Raw genomic sequence first — 14,063 nt, 5'->3', positions numbered from 1 at the left:
GCAGAATGGCCAGGTGATCGACGCCAGACGCCTGCGGACGCTGCGCGCCGTGGCGGACCACCGGACGGTGACCGCCGCGGCCGCCGCGCTCTACCTGACCCCCTCGGCCGTCTCCCAGCAGCTGGCCGCGCTGGAGCAGGAGACCGGGCACGCGCTGCTCGCCCGGGACGGCCGCGGGGTCCGGCTGACGGCGGCCGGCGAGATCCTGGTCTGCCACGCCGACGCGGTGCTCGCCCAACTCGAGCGGGCCGAGGCCGACCTGGCCGCCTACGCCTCGGGCGCCCGGGGCGAGGTGACGGTGGCCTCCTTCGCCACCGGCATCGCCCAGGTGCTGGCGCCGGCCATCGGCACGCTGGCCCGGACGGCGCCCGGGGTGCGGCTGAAGGTGCTGGACGCGGAGGGCGACGCCAGCCTGCCGATGCTGCTGGACGGGCTGGCGGACCTGGCGGTGGCCGTGGAGTACCGGGGCGCGCCGCGGCCCGACGACCAGCGGCTGGCCCGCTTCCCGCTGTTCGCCGAGCCGTTCCAGGCTGTGCTGCCGCTGGAGCACCGGCTGGCCGACGGCAGCGGGCCGGTGGCGATGGCCGAGCTGGCCGAGGAGCCGTGGATCGGCCCCTACCCCGGCAACCCCTGCCACGACGTGGTGCTGCTGGCCTGCGAGCACGCCGGGTTCGCGCCCCGGCTGGTGCACTCCTCGGACGACTTCCGGGCGGTGATCGCGCTGGCCTCGGCCGGGGCGGGGGTGGCGCTGGTGCCGCGCTCGGCGCTGCGCGGCGAGGAGCTGGCCCGGGTCGCGGTGCGCGCGGTGGACAGCGAGCTGGCCACCCGCAAGGTGTTCGCGGCGGTCCGCGGCGGGGCCGAGGAGCATCCGCTGATCCGCCCGGTGCTGCACGCGCTGGGTGTCGCGGCGCAGGCGCTGGAAGAGGTCTGACGAGTCGTAGGCTGACCGCTGTTCAAGATCGTTCGTCCGACAGGAGCCCGCCGTGACCCCGACCCCCGCCCCCGTCCAGCCGCTCCCGGTCGGGGTGATCGGCCTCGGCGACATCGCGCAGAAGGCCTACCTCCCGGTGCTCACCGCGCTGCCGGGCCTGGACCTGCGGCTGATGACCCGGGACCGGGCCAAGCTGGACCGGCTGGCCGACGCCTACCGGGTGCCCGCTCGCTTCACCGAGCTGGACGCGCTGATCGGCTCCGGCATCCGGGCCGCCTTCGTGCACGCGGCCACCGACCAGCACGTGGCGATCACCGAGCGGCTGCTGGACGCGGGCGTGGACGTCTACGTGGACAAGCCGCTCGACTACCACCTGGCGCCGGCCCGCCGCCTGGTCGAGCAGGCCGAGCGGCTGGGCCGCTCGCTGGCGGTCGGCTTCAACCGCCGGCACGCCCCCGGCTACACGCAGGCCCTGGAGCGGCCGCGCGATCTGATCATCCTGCAGAAGAACCGCGAGGGACTGCCGGAGCGGGCCCGCACCCTCGTCTTCGACGACTTCATCCACGTGGTCGACACCCTGCGCTTCCTGCTGCCGGGAGAAGTCGACCAGGTCGACGTCCGGTACCGGAAGAAGGGCGGGCTGGTCGAGCACCTGGTGCTGACCCTGGCGGGCGACGGCTTCACGGCGCTCGGCGTGATGAACCGGCTCTCCGGCTCCACCGAGGAGGTGCTGGAGGTCTCCGGCGGCGACTCCAAGCGCGAGGTGCGCAACCTGGCCGAGGTGGTCGACCACCGCGGCCAGCCGACCGTGCGCCGGCGCGGCGACTGGGTGCCGGTGGCCCGCCAGCGCGGCATCGAGCAGGTGGTGACGGCCTTCCTGGACGCCGTGCGGGCGGGCCGGACGCTCGACGCGACCGACGCGCTGCGCACCCACGAGCTGTGCGAGCTGATCGTGGAGCGGATCGGCGAGTAGCCGGGCCCCGGACCCGAGGTTGTCGCGGCGGCCGGGAGGGGTCCCGGCCGCCGCGCGCTCAGGAAGCGGCGGGCGAGGGGGAGGCCTGGTCGCTCGCGGGCGCGGAGGGGGTGCCGGAGCCGCGGGCCGGCAGCAGCGGCTCGCAGGTCTTGTAGGCGGCGGCGGTGTTGGGGTCCGCGGTGTTGAGCGCGCGCAGGCCGCCGCTGGCCGGCAGCGTCACGCCGTGGTCCTTGAGGCAGCTGGTGAAGGCCTGCATCGCCGTGCTGTTGAAGCCGCCGTTGCCGCCCCGGCCGCTGCCGCCCTGCGGGCGCAGCGAGGCGCAGGCCTGCATCGCGGCCTGGCGGGCCGGGTCGGCGGAGCCGCCGCCGAAGAAGCCGCCGCCACCGCCGCCCGGGCTGCCGCTCGGCCGGTCGGTGGGCCGGTCGGTCGGGCGCCCGCTGGGCCGGCCGGTCGGGATGGCCACGCCGTGCTGGCGCAGGCAGTCGGTGTACGCGGCCATGCCCGCGCCCTTGCCGTCCGAGGCGCTGGGCGAGGCCGCCGCGCCGCCGGTCGAGGCGGCGGTGGCACTGCCGGACGAGGACGAGCAGCCGGTGAGCAGCAGGCCCGCGGCGAGCAGCGCGGCGGCTCCGACGGTGCGGATGGTGGTCCGGGACAAGGCCGGTGCCTCCTGGTCTTCGGTGGTTCACGTCGGGGCCGACTCTCCCGCACGGTCGTTGGGAATCCCTGGGCCTTCCTGGGAGCTTCCTTCCGGTCACCGGTCTCGCGGGTCGTTCCGGGCGCCCGGATCACACCGCTTTCAGGCCTCTTGGGCAGGCCGGTTCCCACCTGGCTCCCAGCCAGTTCCAAGCGCCGCAAGAACGAAGCTTTGCCGTCCATGAGTGGGGTTATATCGCCATGACCCCAGGAGGGGTAGAACTGATGGCGTCCGTTCGGAACCCGCCCCGATGGAGGCAGCGGCCATGCCCAAGATCAACGTGTACCTCCCCGACGACCTCGCCGACGCCGTGCGGGAGGCGGGCCTGTCGGTCTCGCCGATCTGCCAGCGCGCCCTGGAGCACGCGGTCCGCCAGGTGACGGCGATCCGGGAGGCGGCCACCCGCGACCTGGACGAGGCCGAGCCGGTCCTCGCCCGCTTCACGGCACGCGCCCGCACCGCCGTCCGCCTCGCCGCGGAACAGGCGCGCGCGGCCGGCGAGCCCAACGTCTCCACCGCCCGCCTGCTCGGCGGCCTGCTGGCGGAGGGCGGCAACCTGGCCCTCCAGGTGCTCGGCGCCCTGGAGATCGCCCCGGACTCCCTGACCGCGGCCCTCGCCACCGCCCACCCCGCCGAACCGGGCCAGACCTCCGCCACCGCCGCCCTCCGGTTCAGCGCCCCGGCTGCCCAGGCCCTCGAACTCACCGTCGCCGAGTCCGGCCAGCTCGGCCACAACTACGTCGGCTGCGAGCACCTGCTCCTCGGCCTGATCGCCGAACCGGACGGCACCGCCGGCACCGTCCTGCGCACCGCGGGCGCCGACCAGCGCCTCACCCGCCGCGCCGTCGCCGCCGCGCTGGCCGGCTACGTCCACCTGCGCGCCACGACGCAGTCGGCGGCGATCCCCGGCCCGGAGCAGCTGGCCGCCCTGCTGGAGCAGCACCTCGGGCCGCTGATCGCGCGCATCGACGCTCTGGAGGCCCGCCTGCCGGCGTGAGGCCCGGGCTCCGGGGCTTTCGGGCTGTCGGCAATGCCCTCGACGGCGTATTCGACGGGGCATTCGACGGGGCATTCGACAAAAGTTTCGACAAGGCATTCGACGGCCGGCTTTCGGCCGGCCGTCGAAAACCACGCTCACACGAGCCGCACCGTTCGCCCGGGCAGGCCGGAATTCCCTCAGCGGCCGGGTCGCCGGCGTATTGCGGCTAGATAGTCGACCCGCCCCCGGAGGTGTTGCTCCACCAGGCGCTGTAGGCGTTCAGCGAGTACTGCTTCTGCACGCCGCTGGTCGAGGTGACCTCGATGCCGAACTGCATCGTCTGGAGGGTGGTGTTGCGCAGGAGGTTCCGCGACGCGGCCCAGCGCCAGAGCGCCGAGGCGTCGATGGTGCCGGTGTTGCTCTGCTGCGCGGGGAAGGCCTGCAGGACGTTCCAGCCGGGATCGGCCTGCCAGACCGACGTGTACAGGATGCCGCCGATGGTCACGTTGGAGGCGACCTGCCGCCCCCAGCCGCCGGTCTCCCCGTTCCAGCTGGTGAAGGCCATGATCTCGTCCTGGTTGCCGGTCGACCAGATGTCGCTCGTCCAGTCCCAGTAGTCACTGCCGGAGGTGGGAGTCGACGAGGTGTTGTACCAGAAGCCCGCCGAGTTCAGCTGCGCGAGCGGTGTCCGGGGCTGGACCGAGGTGTTGGCGTAGGACTTGACCCCGCCGCCGGACTGGGTGGTGGCGATGGACCAGGACTTGATGCTGTTGACGGTCAGGCACTGCTGGCCGTGGTTCTGGCCCCAGACGTCGTTGTAGACCGTCCAGGTGCCCTGGGTGTACGAGCCGTACTGGTCGCAGGTGGAGTACACCTGGGCCTGCGCCGGGGTCGCGAAGCTCACGACCCCGGCGATCACGGCACCGACCAGGGCCGGCCGGCCGAACCCGGCCGACGCGCTCCTGATGGACTTACGGGGTTGCCATCTCATGTGTCCCTCCGAGGACGGCGAGTCCGGGCACGGGGTGGGTGCGGCCCAGCCCCGTCCGAGGCGCTCATGCAATTGATCGACACTTCGCTCTGCCCGCATACGGCGCTGCACGCGAAGGTGGGGGCGCGTGTCGTCGATGCGGCGCACTCGAGAACCGCGGGAACGGTGTTCTCTGCTTTTCACGTCCCGGGCCTGCCGACCGCAGGCGCGAAGTGTCGAAGCGCTTGTCAGTGGACATTAATGACGAGGCGTCGGCGCAGCAAGGCTCTGCGCAGCAAAAGGCACACTTTTTTCACCGGCGGAGAACACTGTCGAACATCTTCGATTATCCCCGTTCCGCGCCTGCCGCCGCGCTGCCCCCGGACCGCTGCCGACCGTGATGAGGTGGCGGAGGGTCCCGAGGCGTGCCCCGGACGCGTCCGCGGGGCAGCGCCCCAAAAACAAGCACGCGTGATTGCTTTTTTCGCCCGGCTGACCCACCATCATCTGGACCCGCGCACCGCGTCAGAGAGGGGCTGCCGTCGCATGCCCGGTACCGCAGCTGTTGCCAGTACGCCTGTCGGGGAGCCGCCGCCGCTGCGGATCGGAAACGCCTCGGGGTTCTACGGGGACCGGTTCTCGGCGTTCCGCGAGATGCTCACCGACGGGCCGCTGGACGTGCTGACCGGGGACTACCTGGCCGAGCTGACGATGCTGATCCTGGCGCGGGACCGGGCCAAGGACCCGGCGCTCGGGTACGCCAAGGGGTTCCTGCGGCAGCTGGAGGGGTGCCTGGGGCTCGCCGTGGAGCGCGGGGTGAAGATCGTGGTCAACGCCGGCGGGGTGAATCCCGCCGGGCTGGCGGAGGCGGTCGGCGCGCTCGCCGGCAAGCTCGGGATCGGGCTGGCGGTCGGGCACGTCGGCGGGGACGACCTGCTCGGGCGGGCCGGGGAGTTCACCGAGCCCGCCGGACTGCTGGCGGCCAACGCCTACCTGGGCGCGTTCGGGATCGCCGAGTGCCTGCGGGGCGGGGCGGACCTGGTGGTGACCGGGCGGGTGACCGATGCCGCGCTGGTGGTGGGGCCCGCCGTCGCGCACTTCGGCTGGGGGCGGACGGACTTCGACGCGCTGGCCGGTGCCGTGGTGGCGGGGCACGTGCTGGAGTGCGGGGCGCAGGCCACCGGCGGCAACTACGCGTTCTTCACCGAGCACGACACCCGGCGCCCCGGCTTCCCGCTCGCCGAGCTGCACGCCGACGGCAGCAGCGTGATCACCAAGCACCCGGGCACCGGTGGGGCGGTCACCACCGGGACCGTCACCGCGCAGCTGCTCTACGAGACCGGCGGGCCGCGCTACCTGGGCCCGGACGTCACGGCCCGGCTGGACACCGTGCGGCTGGAGCAGCAGGGGCCGGACCGGGTGCGGATCAGCGGGGTGCGCGGGGAGGCGCCGCCGGCGACGCTCAAGGTCGGGCTGAACCGGCTCGGCGGCTACCGCAACGAGGTGGTCTTCGTGCTCACCGGCCTCGACATCGAGGCCAAGGCCGCGATGGTCGAGGAGCAGCTGGCGCCGGTGCTCGGCGCGGACGGCCCGGCCGAGGCGCGCTGGACGCTGGCGCGCACCGAGCGGGCGGACGCGGCCGAGGAGCAGCAGGCCAGCGCGCTGTTCCAGCTGACGGTGCGTGACCGGGAGCAGGCGAAGGTCGGACGCGCCGTCAGCAACGCCGCCGTGGAGCTGGCGCTCGCGAGCTACCCCGGCTTCCACCTCACCGCGCCGCCCGGACCCGGCGCGCCGTACGGGGTGTTCAGCAGCGCCTACCTGCCGCAGGGGCAGGTGGAGCACTGGGCGGTGCACCCGGACGGCAGCCGCCATGCGGTCGGCCCCGCGCCGGTGACGGCGGAGGGCCACCCCGTGGAGCAGGACGTCGACTCCGTCGACTTCCCGAGCATCGAGGGCCCCACCCGCCGTGCCCCCCTCGGCCTGCTCGCCGGGGCCCGCAGCGGCGACAAGGGCGGCGACGCCAACCTCGGCCTCTGGACCCGCACCGAGCCCGCCTACCGCTGGCTGGCCGCCACCCTCACCACCGACCGGCTGAAGGACCTGCTCCCCGAGACCGCCGGCCTCACCGTCACCCGCCACCTGCTGCCCCGCCTGCTGGCCGTCAACTTCACCATCGAGGGCCTGCTCGGCGAGGGCGTGGCCGCCCAGGCCAGGTTCGACCCGCAGGCCAAGGCGCTGGGGGAGTGGCTGCGCTCCCGCCACCTCGACATCCCGGAGGCCCTGCTGTGACCGTGCTCGCCACCCGCCTGGACCCGGGCGGCGCGGAGTACCGCGCGCACCGGGCGGCGATGCTGGAGAAGCTCGCCGCCCTGGACGCCGACCACGCCAAGGCGCTGGCCGGCGGCGGCCCCAAGTACACCGAGCGCCACCGGGCCCGCGGCAAGCTGCTGGCCCGGGAGCGGATCGAGCTGCTGCTCGACCAGGACGCGCCGTTCCTGGAGCTCTCCCCGCTGGCCGCCTGGGGCAGCGAGTACCCGGTCGGCGCGGGAATGGTGACTGGCATCGGCACCGTCGCCGGCACCGAGTGCGTGATCACCGCCAACGACCCCACGGTGCGGGGCGGCGCCAGCAACCCGTGGACGCTGCGCAAGGCGCTGCGGGCCAACGAGATCGCGCTGCGCAACCGGCTGCCGCTGGTCAACCTGGTCGAGTCCGGCGGCGCCGACCTGCCCAGCCAGAAGGAGATCTTCATCCCGGGCGGCGCGCTCTTCCGCGACCTCACCCGGCTCTCCGCCGCCGGCATCCCCACCATCGCCGTGGTCTTCGGCAACTCCACCGCCGGCGGCGCCTACGTGCCCGGCATGTCCGACCACACCGTGCTGGTCAAGGAGCGGGCCAAGGTCTTCCTCGGCGGCCCGCCGCTGGTCAAGATGGCCACCGGCGAGGAGAGCGACGACGAGTCGCTGGGTGGCGCCGAGATGCACGCCCGCGGCTCAGGCCTGGCCGACCACTTCGCGCTGGACGAGACCGACGCGATCCGCCAGGCCCGCCGGATCGTGCACCGGCTGCACTGGCGCAAGGCCGGCCCCGGCCCGGACCCGGCCGCGCCGGCGCCCCGGTACGAGGAGGAGGAGCTGCTGGGCATCGTGCCCGGCGACCTGAAGGTGCCCTTCGACCCGCGCGAGGTGATCGCCCGGATCGTCGACGACTCCGACTTCGACGAGTTCAAACCGCTCTACGGCAGCAGCCTGGCCACCGGTTGGGCCAGCCTCTTCGGCTACCCGGTCGGCGTGCTGGCCAACGCCCAGGGGGTGCTGTTCAGCCAGGAGTCGCAGAAGGCCGCCCAGTTCATCCAGCTGGCCAACCAGCGCGACATCCCGCTGGTCTTCCTGCACAACACCACCGGCTACATGGTCGGCAAGGAGTACGAGCAGGGCGGCATCATCAAGCACGGCGCGATGATGATCAACGCGGTGGCCAACAGCACCGTGCCGCACCTGTCCGTGCTGATGGGCGCCTCCTACGGCGCCGGGCACTACGGCATGTGCGGGCGGGCCTACGAGCCGCGGTTCCTGTTCGCCTGGCCGAGCGCCAAGTCCGCCGTGATGGGCCCGCAGCAGCTCGCCGGGGTGCTGTCGATCGTCGCCCGGCAGTCCGCCGCCGCCAAGGGCCAGCCCTACGACGAGGCCGCCGACGCGGCGATCCGGGCCGCCGTGGAGCAGCAGATCGAGGCCGAGTCGCTGCCCGCCTTCCTCTCCGGCCGGCTCTACGACGACGGGGTGATCGACCCGCGCGACACCCGCACCGTGCTGGGCCTGTGCCTGTCCGCGATCCACAGCGCCCCGGTCCAAGGGGCCCGTGGCTACGGCGTCTTCCGGATGTGAGGGACCAACAGATGATGATCGCTTCCCTGCTGGTCGCCAACCGCGGCGAGATCGCCCGGCGGATCTTCCGCAGCTGCCGGGAGCTGGGCATCGCCACCGTCGCGGTGCACTCCGACCCGGACGCCGACGCCCCGCACGTGCGCGAGGCCGACACCGCCGTGCGGCTGCCCGGCGCCGCGCCCGCCGACACCTACCTGCGCGCCGATCTGCTGGTGGCCGCCGCGCTCGCCGCCGGGGCCGACGCCGTCCACCCCGGTTACGGATTCCTCTCCGAGGACCCGGAGTTCGCCCGCGCCGTGCTCGCCGCCGGGCTGACCTGGATCGGCCCCAGCCCCGAGGCGATCGCCGCGATGGGCTCCAAGACCGCCGCCAAGCGGCTGATGGCCGCCGCCGGGGTGCCGGTGCTGACCGCCGTCGACCCGGCCGCCGCCACCGCCGCCGACCTGCCGCTGCTGGTCAAGGCGGCCGCCGGCGGCGGGGGCCGCGGCATGCGGATCGTCCGTGAACTCCCCAAGCTAAAGGAGGAGTTGGCGGCGGCCCGGGCCGAGGCGGCGGCCGCCTTCGGGGACGGCGAGGTCTTCCTGGAGCCCTACCTGCCGACCGGTCGGCACGTCGAGGTGCAGCTGCTCGCCGACAGCCACGGCACGGTCTGGGCCCTCGGCGAGCGCGACTGCTCGCTGCAGCGCCGGCACCAGAAGGTGATCGAGGAGACCCCGGCCCCCGGCCTGGACCCGGCGCTGCGCGCCGAGCTGGCCGCCGCGGCCACCGCCGCCGCCCGCGCCATCGGCTACACCGGCGCCGGCACCGCCGAGTTCCTGCTCGGACCCGACGGCCGGTTCTCCTTCCTGGAGATGAACACCCGGCTGCAGGTGGAGCACCCGGTCACCGAACTGGTCACCGGGCTCGACCTGGTGGCCCTGCAGCTGGCCGTCGCCGAGGGCGAGGCACTGCCCGCCGAACCGCCGGCCCCGCGCGGCCACGCGATCGAGGCCCGGCTCTACGCCGAGGACCCGGCCGCCGGCTGGCAGCCGCAGAGCGGCACCCTGCACCACTTCGAGCTGCCCGCGGGCGAGGGCCTGCGGGTGGACTCCGGGGTGGAGAGCGGCAGCACCGTCACCGTGCACTACGACCCGATGCTGGCCAAGGTGATCGCCTGGGCCCCCACCCGGTCCGCCGCCGCACGCAAGCTCGCCGCCGCCCTCACCCGGGCCCGGATCCACGGCCTGACCACCAACCGCGAGCTGCTGGTCCGGGCCCTGCGCCACCCCGCCTTCCTGGCCGGCCGGGTGGACACCGCCTTCCTCGCCGACCCCGAACTGCTCGCCCCCGCACCGCAGGACAAGCAGCGCCGCCCGCTGGCCGCGCTGGCCGCCGCCCTGGCGGACGCGGTCGGCCGGCGCGGCGCGCTGCCCGCCGGCTGGCGCAATCTGCCCTCGCAGCCCCAGCAGAAGTGCTACCGCACCGCCGACGGCCAGGAGTTGACGGTCCGCTACCGGCAGACCCGGGACGGCCTGCGGGCCGAGGACCACCCCGGGGTGCGGCTGCTGGCGGCCGCCGCCGACCGGGTGGTGCTCGAACTCGACGGCGTGCGGCACACCTTCGCGGTCGCCGCGCACGGCGGCGAGGTGTACGTCGACACCGCCGCCGACGCGCACGCCTTCACCCTGGTGCCGCGCTTCCCCGAACCCACCGTCCAGCAGCTCCCCGGCGCGCTGCTGGCACCGATGCCCGGCACCGTGGTCCGGCTCGGCGCCGCCGTCGGCGAGCGGGTCGGCGCCGGGCAGCCGCTGCTCTGGCTGGAGGCGATGAAGATGGAGCACCTGGTCAGCGCCCCCGCCGACGGGCTGCTCACGGAACTGCGCGCGACCGCCGGACAGCAGGTCGAACTCGGCGCCGTGCTCGCCGTGCTGCGCCCGGACGACACCGACACCACCACCGAGGAGCACTCCGCATGACCGAGAGCCCACTGATCGAGACCCCCGAGCGGATCGCCCTGCGCCAGGCCGTCGGCGACCTGGGCCGGCGCTTCGGCTCCAGCTACTTCCTGGCCAAGGCCCGGGCCGGCGAGCACACCGACGAACTCTGGCGGGAGGCCGGCAAGCTGGGCTTCCTCGGCGTCAACCTGCCCGAGGAGTACGGCGGCGGCGGTGCCGGGGTCTACGAACTCTCGATCGTGCTGGAGGAGTTGGGAACGGTCGGCTGCCCGCTGCTGATGCTGGTGGTCTCCCCGGCGATCTGCGGCACGATCATCGCCCGGTTCGGCACCGAGGAGCAGAAGCGCGGCTGGCTGCCGGCCCTGGCCGACGGCAGCCGCCGGATGGCCTTCGCCATCACCGAGCCGGACGCCGGCTCCAACTCGCACCGCCTCTCCACCGTCGCCCGCAGGGACGGCGAGGACTGGGTGCTGAACGGCCGCAAGGTCTTCATCTCCGGCATCGACGGCAGCGACGCCGTGCTGGTGGTCGGCCGCACCGCCGACGCCCGGACCGGCAAGCTCAAGCCCGCCCTGTTCATCGTGCCGCGCGACGCCCAGGGCTTCGAGTACCGCCCGATACCGATGGAACTGGTCTCCCCGGAGCGGCAGTTCCAGGTCTTCCTGGACGAGGTGCGGCTGCCCGCCGAGGCGCTGGTCGGCGAGGAGAACGCCGGCCTGCAGCAGCTCTTCGCCGGCCTCAACCCGGAGCGGATCATGACCGCCGCGTTCTCCCTCGGGGTGGCCCGGCAGGCGCTGAACACCGCCGTGGAGTACGCCAGGACCCGGACCGTCTGGGACACCCCGATCGGCGCCCACCAGGGCCTGGCCCACCCGCTCGCCCAGTGCCACATCGAGGTCGAGCTGGCCCGGCTGATGATGCGCAAGGCCGCGCACCTCTACGACGCCGGCGACGACCTGGCCGCGGGCGAGGCCGCCAACATGGCGAAGTACGCCTCCGGCGAGGCCGCCAGCCGCTCGGTCGACCAGGCGGTGCAGACCCTCGGCGGCAACGGCCTCACCCAGGAGTACGGCCTGGCCGCCCTGCTCAGCGCCACCCGGGTCGGCCGGGTCGCCCCGGTCAGCCGGGAGATGATCCTCAACTACGTGGCCCAGCACAGCCTCGGCCTCCCCCGGTCGTACTGATCTGACCATAAGATCAGCGCACGCGTGTGGCCGCCGGTGACCGGGGTAGCACCTTCGGCGACCGGCGGCGCCGCCGCACGCGCGAGCCGGGCCGGGCCGGACCCACCGATCAGCAGGAGACGCCATGGTGTTCCGCAGCGAGTTCCCCGACATCCCGATCGTCGAACTGCCGCTCCACGAGACCGTGCTGGGCAACGCCGCGGAGTACGGTGAGCTGCCCGCGCTGATCGACGGCCTGACCGGCGAGACCCTCACGCACGCCGGACTGGCCGAGCTGGTCCGGCAGGTCGCGGCCGGCCTGGCCGAGGCCGGGGTGGCCCAGGGCGACGTGGTGGCCCTGCACAGCCCCAACTCCATCGCCTACCCCGTCGCCGTCTACGCGATCAGCCAGGCGGGCGCCATCCTCACCACCGTCTCCTCGCTGGCCACCCCCGAGGAGCTGGCCGGCCAGCTGCGCGACAGCGGTGCCCGCTGGCTGATCAGCGCTCCGGTCCTGCTGCCGGTCGCGTTCGCCGCCACCGCCGCCCCCGGCGGCCCCGAACTCGCCGGGATCTTCCGCACCGAGCTCACGCCCCGCACCGACATCGAGGGCCACCGCACCCTGGGCGACCTGGCCGCCTCCACCGCACCGGTGCCCGCCCCGGTGATCGACCCCGCCACGGACGTGGCCGCGCTGCCCTACTCCAGCGGCACCACCGGCCTGCCCAAGGGCGTGATGCTCACCCACCAGTCGATCGGCACCAACCTCAACCAGGTCGACGTGGTCCGCCCGCCCTACGTCGGCGAGCGGATGCTGGCCGTGCTGCCGTTCTTCCACATCTACGCGCTGACCATGCTGATGCACCGCCCGCTGCGGGCCGGCGGCGTGGTCGTGGTGCTGCCCAGGTTCGACCTGGAGCAGTTCCTGACGGCCATCCAGAAGCACCGGATCGAGGGCCTGCTGGTCGCCCCGCCGATCGTGCTCGCGCTGGCCAAGCACCCGGTGGTGGACCGCTTCGACCTCAGCTCGCTGCGCTACGTGCTCAGCGCCGCCGCCCCGCTGGACGCCGACCTGGCCGCCGCCTGCGCCGCCCGGCTCGGCCAGCCGCACATCCAGCAGGGCTACGGCCTGACCGAGCTCTCCCCGGCCTGCGCCGTCGACCTGCTCACCGACCCGCAGCCCTCGGCCGGCTCGGTCGGCGTGCTGATCGCCTCCACCGAACTGCGGGTGATCACCACCGACGGCTCCGCCGCCGAGCTCGGCACCGGCGAGACCGGCGAGATCCTGATCCGCGGCCCCCAGGTGATGAAGGGCTACCTCGGCCGGCCCAGCGACACCGACGCCATGGTGGACGCCGAGGGCTGGCTGCACACCGGCGACATCGGCTTCCTCGACGACCGCGGCTACCTGCACATCGTCGACCGGGTCAAGGAGCTGATCAAGTACAAGGGCTACCAGGTCGCCCCCGCCGAGCTGGAGGCCCTGCTGCTCGGCCACCCCGGGATAGCCGACGCCGCCGTGATCGGCGCCACCGACGCCGAGGGCACCGAGCGGCCCAAGGCCTTCGTGGTCCGCGCCCCCGGCGCCGGCCTGGACGCCGAGGCCGTGATGGCCTACGTCGCCGAGCGGGTCGCCCCGTACAAGAAGGTCCGCGAGGTCGTCTTCCTGGACGCCGTCCCGAAGTCGGCCGCGGGCAAGATCCTCCGCCGCGAGCTGCGGGGGAAGTAGCCGGACCCGGCGCCCCGCCCCCGGTCTGCGAGGATGCGGGTGCCCGGGGCGCCGGTCCCGGGCACCGAGCACGAAGGACCCCGCACCATGACCACCGCCGCCCGCAGGACCCCGCAGCAGGACCGCAGCCGCGCCACCCGCCGCCGGCTGCTGGAGGCGGCCGTGGACTGCCTGGCCGAGCTCGGCTGGAACGGCAGCACCGTCACCGTGGTGGCCGAACGGGCCGGCGTCACCCGCGGCGCCGCCCAGCACCACTTCCCGACCCGCGAGGACCTCTTCACCGCCGCCGTCGAACACGTCGCCGCCGAGCGGCTGGCCGCGGTGCGGGCCGACGCCGGCGAGCTGCCGCCGCCCGGCCCGGCCCGCACCGCGGCCGTGGTCGAGCAGATCGTCCGGCTGCACACCGGCCCGCTCTTCCGCGCCGCCCTCCAGCTCTGGGCGGCCGCCGCCACCGAGGACCCGCTGCGCGAGCGGATCGTCGCCCTGGAGAACCGGGTCGGCCGCGAGTCGCACCGGGCCGCGCTGGAGTTCCTGGGCCTGGACGAGGCCACCCCCGGAGTACGCGAATCCGTCCAGGCCACCCTGGACCTGGCCCGCGGCCTGGGCCTGGCCAACCTGCTGACCGACGACACCGCCCGCCGCACCGGCGTGCTGCGCCAGTGGACCGCGATGCTGCAGGCCGCTCTGGACGAGGGCGCCGCCGGCTGACCGCACCGTCACCCCCGGTCACCCCCGGTCGCCTCCGGGCCCGACAGCAGGCACCCTAGGTAGCGAGCCGACACACAGCCGAGCCGCCGGGTGGTTGC

At 74.2% G+C, this 14,063-nt stretch carries 11 protein-coding genes; 9 read left to right on the top strand and 2 right to left on the bottom strand.

From position 1 onward, the window contains the following. Positions 1-13: 13 nt before the first annotated feature. Together ACFYNO_RS12745 and ACFYNO_RS12740 are read left to right on the top strand one after the other, a co-directional pair. Positions 14-931, top strand: coding sequence for a LysR family transcriptional regulator (locus ACFYNO_RS12745; RefSeq protein WP_388009865.1), 918 nt, complete (start codon positions 14-16; stop codon positions 929-931). Between the two features lie 52 nt (positions 932-983). Continuing rightward, positions 984-1,904 (top strand): Gfo/Idh/MocA family protein, encoded by a 921-nt coding sequence (locus tag ACFYNO_RS12740; RefSeq protein ID WP_388009862.1) that lies wholly within the window; start codon positions 984-986, stop codon positions 1,902-1,904. Positions 1,905-1,962: 58 nt separating this feature from the next. Here the strand turns inward: ACFYNO_RS12740 and ACFYNO_RS12735 are convergent, their stop codons facing one another. After that, positions 1,963-2,559 carry a hypothetical protein gene (locus tag ACFYNO_RS12735; RefSeq protein WP_388009859.1) on the bottom strand — a complete coding sequence of 199 codons (597 nt, stop codon included), beginning with the start codon at positions 2,557-2,559 and terminating at the stop codon, positions 1,963-1,965. Between the two features lie 304 nt (positions 2,560-2,863). Between ACFYNO_RS12735 and ACFYNO_RS12730 the strand changes: the two genes are divergently transcribed. Further along, positions 2,864-3,595, top strand: a complete 732-nt coding sequence (locus ACFYNO_RS12730) for a Clp protease N-terminal domain-containing protein (protein ID WP_388009856.1) — start codon at positions 2,864-2,866, stop codon at positions 3,593-3,595. Between the two features lie 208 nt (positions 3,596-3,803). Here the strand turns inward: ACFYNO_RS12730 and ACFYNO_RS12725 are convergent, their stop codons facing one another. Then, positions 3,804-4,481, bottom strand: a complete 678-nt coding sequence (locus ACFYNO_RS12725; RefSeq protein WP_388009853.1) for a hypothetical protein — start codon at positions 4,479-4,481, stop codon at positions 3,804-3,806. 612 nt (positions 4,482-5,093) lie between these two features. Between ACFYNO_RS12725 and ACFYNO_RS12720 the strand changes: the two genes are divergently transcribed. The 6 genes from ACFYNO_RS12720 to ACFYNO_RS12695 all read left to right on the top strand — a co-directional run bounded on the left by ACFYNO_RS12720 (position 5,094) and on the right by ACFYNO_RS12695 (position 13,965). Further along, the gene (locus ACFYNO_RS12720) at positions 5,094-6,836 is read left to right on the top strand and encodes an acyclic terpene utilization AtuA family protein (RefSeq protein WP_388009850.1); all 1,743 of its coding nucleotides are present in this window, start codon (positions 5,094-5,096) and stop codon (positions 6,834-6,836) included. Continuing rightward, a complete protein-coding gene (locus ACFYNO_RS12715) occupies positions 6,833-8,431 on the top strand; it encodes an acyl-CoA carboxylase subunit beta (protein ID WP_388009848.1) in 1,599 nt (532 codons plus the stop codon). Before ACFYNO_RS12720 ends, ACFYNO_RS12715 begins: the two co-directional genes overlap by 4 nt. A gap of 14 nt (positions 8,432-8,445) precedes the next feature. Next, the gene (locus ACFYNO_RS12710; protein ID WP_388009982.1) at positions 8,446-10,386 is read left to right on the top strand and encodes an acetyl/propionyl/methylcrotonyl-CoA carboxylase subunit alpha; all 1,941 of its coding nucleotides are present in this window, start codon (positions 8,446-8,448) and stop codon (positions 10,384-10,386) included. Continuing rightward, positions 10,383-11,549, top strand: coding sequence for an acyl-CoA dehydrogenase family protein (locus tag ACFYNO_RS12705; RefSeq protein ID WP_388009845.1), 1,167 nt, complete (start codon positions 10,383-10,385; stop codon positions 11,547-11,549). Before ACFYNO_RS12710 ends, ACFYNO_RS12705 begins: the two co-directional genes overlap by 4 nt. Before the next feature lie 127 nt (positions 11,550-11,676). Further along, a complete protein-coding gene (locus ACFYNO_RS12700) occupies positions 11,677-13,257 on the top strand; it encodes an AMP-binding protein (RefSeq protein ID WP_388009979.1) in 1,581 nt (526 codons plus the stop codon). An 87-nt stretch (positions 13,258-13,344) separates the two neighbouring features. Beyond that, complete coding sequence (locus ACFYNO_RS12695; RefSeq protein ID WP_388009842.1) at positions 13,345-13,965, top strand: TetR/AcrR family transcriptional regulator; 621 nt, start codon at positions 13,345-13,347, stop codon at positions 13,963-13,965. The last annotated feature ends 98 nt before the right edge of the window (positions 13,966-14,063 follow it).

Source organism: Kitasatospora sp. NPDC006697, from assembly GCF_042869935.1.
Lineage (GTDB): Bacteria > Actinomycetota > Actinomycetes > Streptomycetales > Streptomycetaceae > Kitasatospora.
The sequence above is the reverse complement of the archived record's forward strand: the minus strand, read 5'-3'. Positions and strand labels throughout refer to the sequence as shown.

Excerpts from the sequence above, each read along its gene's own strand:
- ACFYNO_RS12730 (WP_388009856.1), top strand. The coding sequence starts at position 2,864 with ATGCCCAAGATCAACGTGTACCTCCCCGACGACCTCGCCGACGCCGTG.
- ACFYNO_RS12720 (WP_388009850.1), top strand. The coding sequence starts at position 5,094 with ATGCCCGGTACCGCAGCTGTTGCCAGTACGCCTGTCGGGGAGCCGCCG.
- ACFYNO_RS12710 (WP_388009982.1), top strand. The coding sequence starts at position 8,446 with ATGATCGCTTCCCTGCTGGTCGCCAACCGCGGCGAGATCGCCCGGCGG.
- ACFYNO_RS12705 (WP_388009845.1), top strand. The coding sequence starts at position 10,383 with ATGACCGAGAGCCCACTGATCGAGACCCCCGAGCGGATCGCCCTGCGC.
- ACFYNO_RS12695 (WP_388009842.1), top strand. The coding sequence starts at position 13,345 with ATGACCACCGCCGCCCGCAGGACCCCGCAGCAGGACCGCAGCCGCGCC.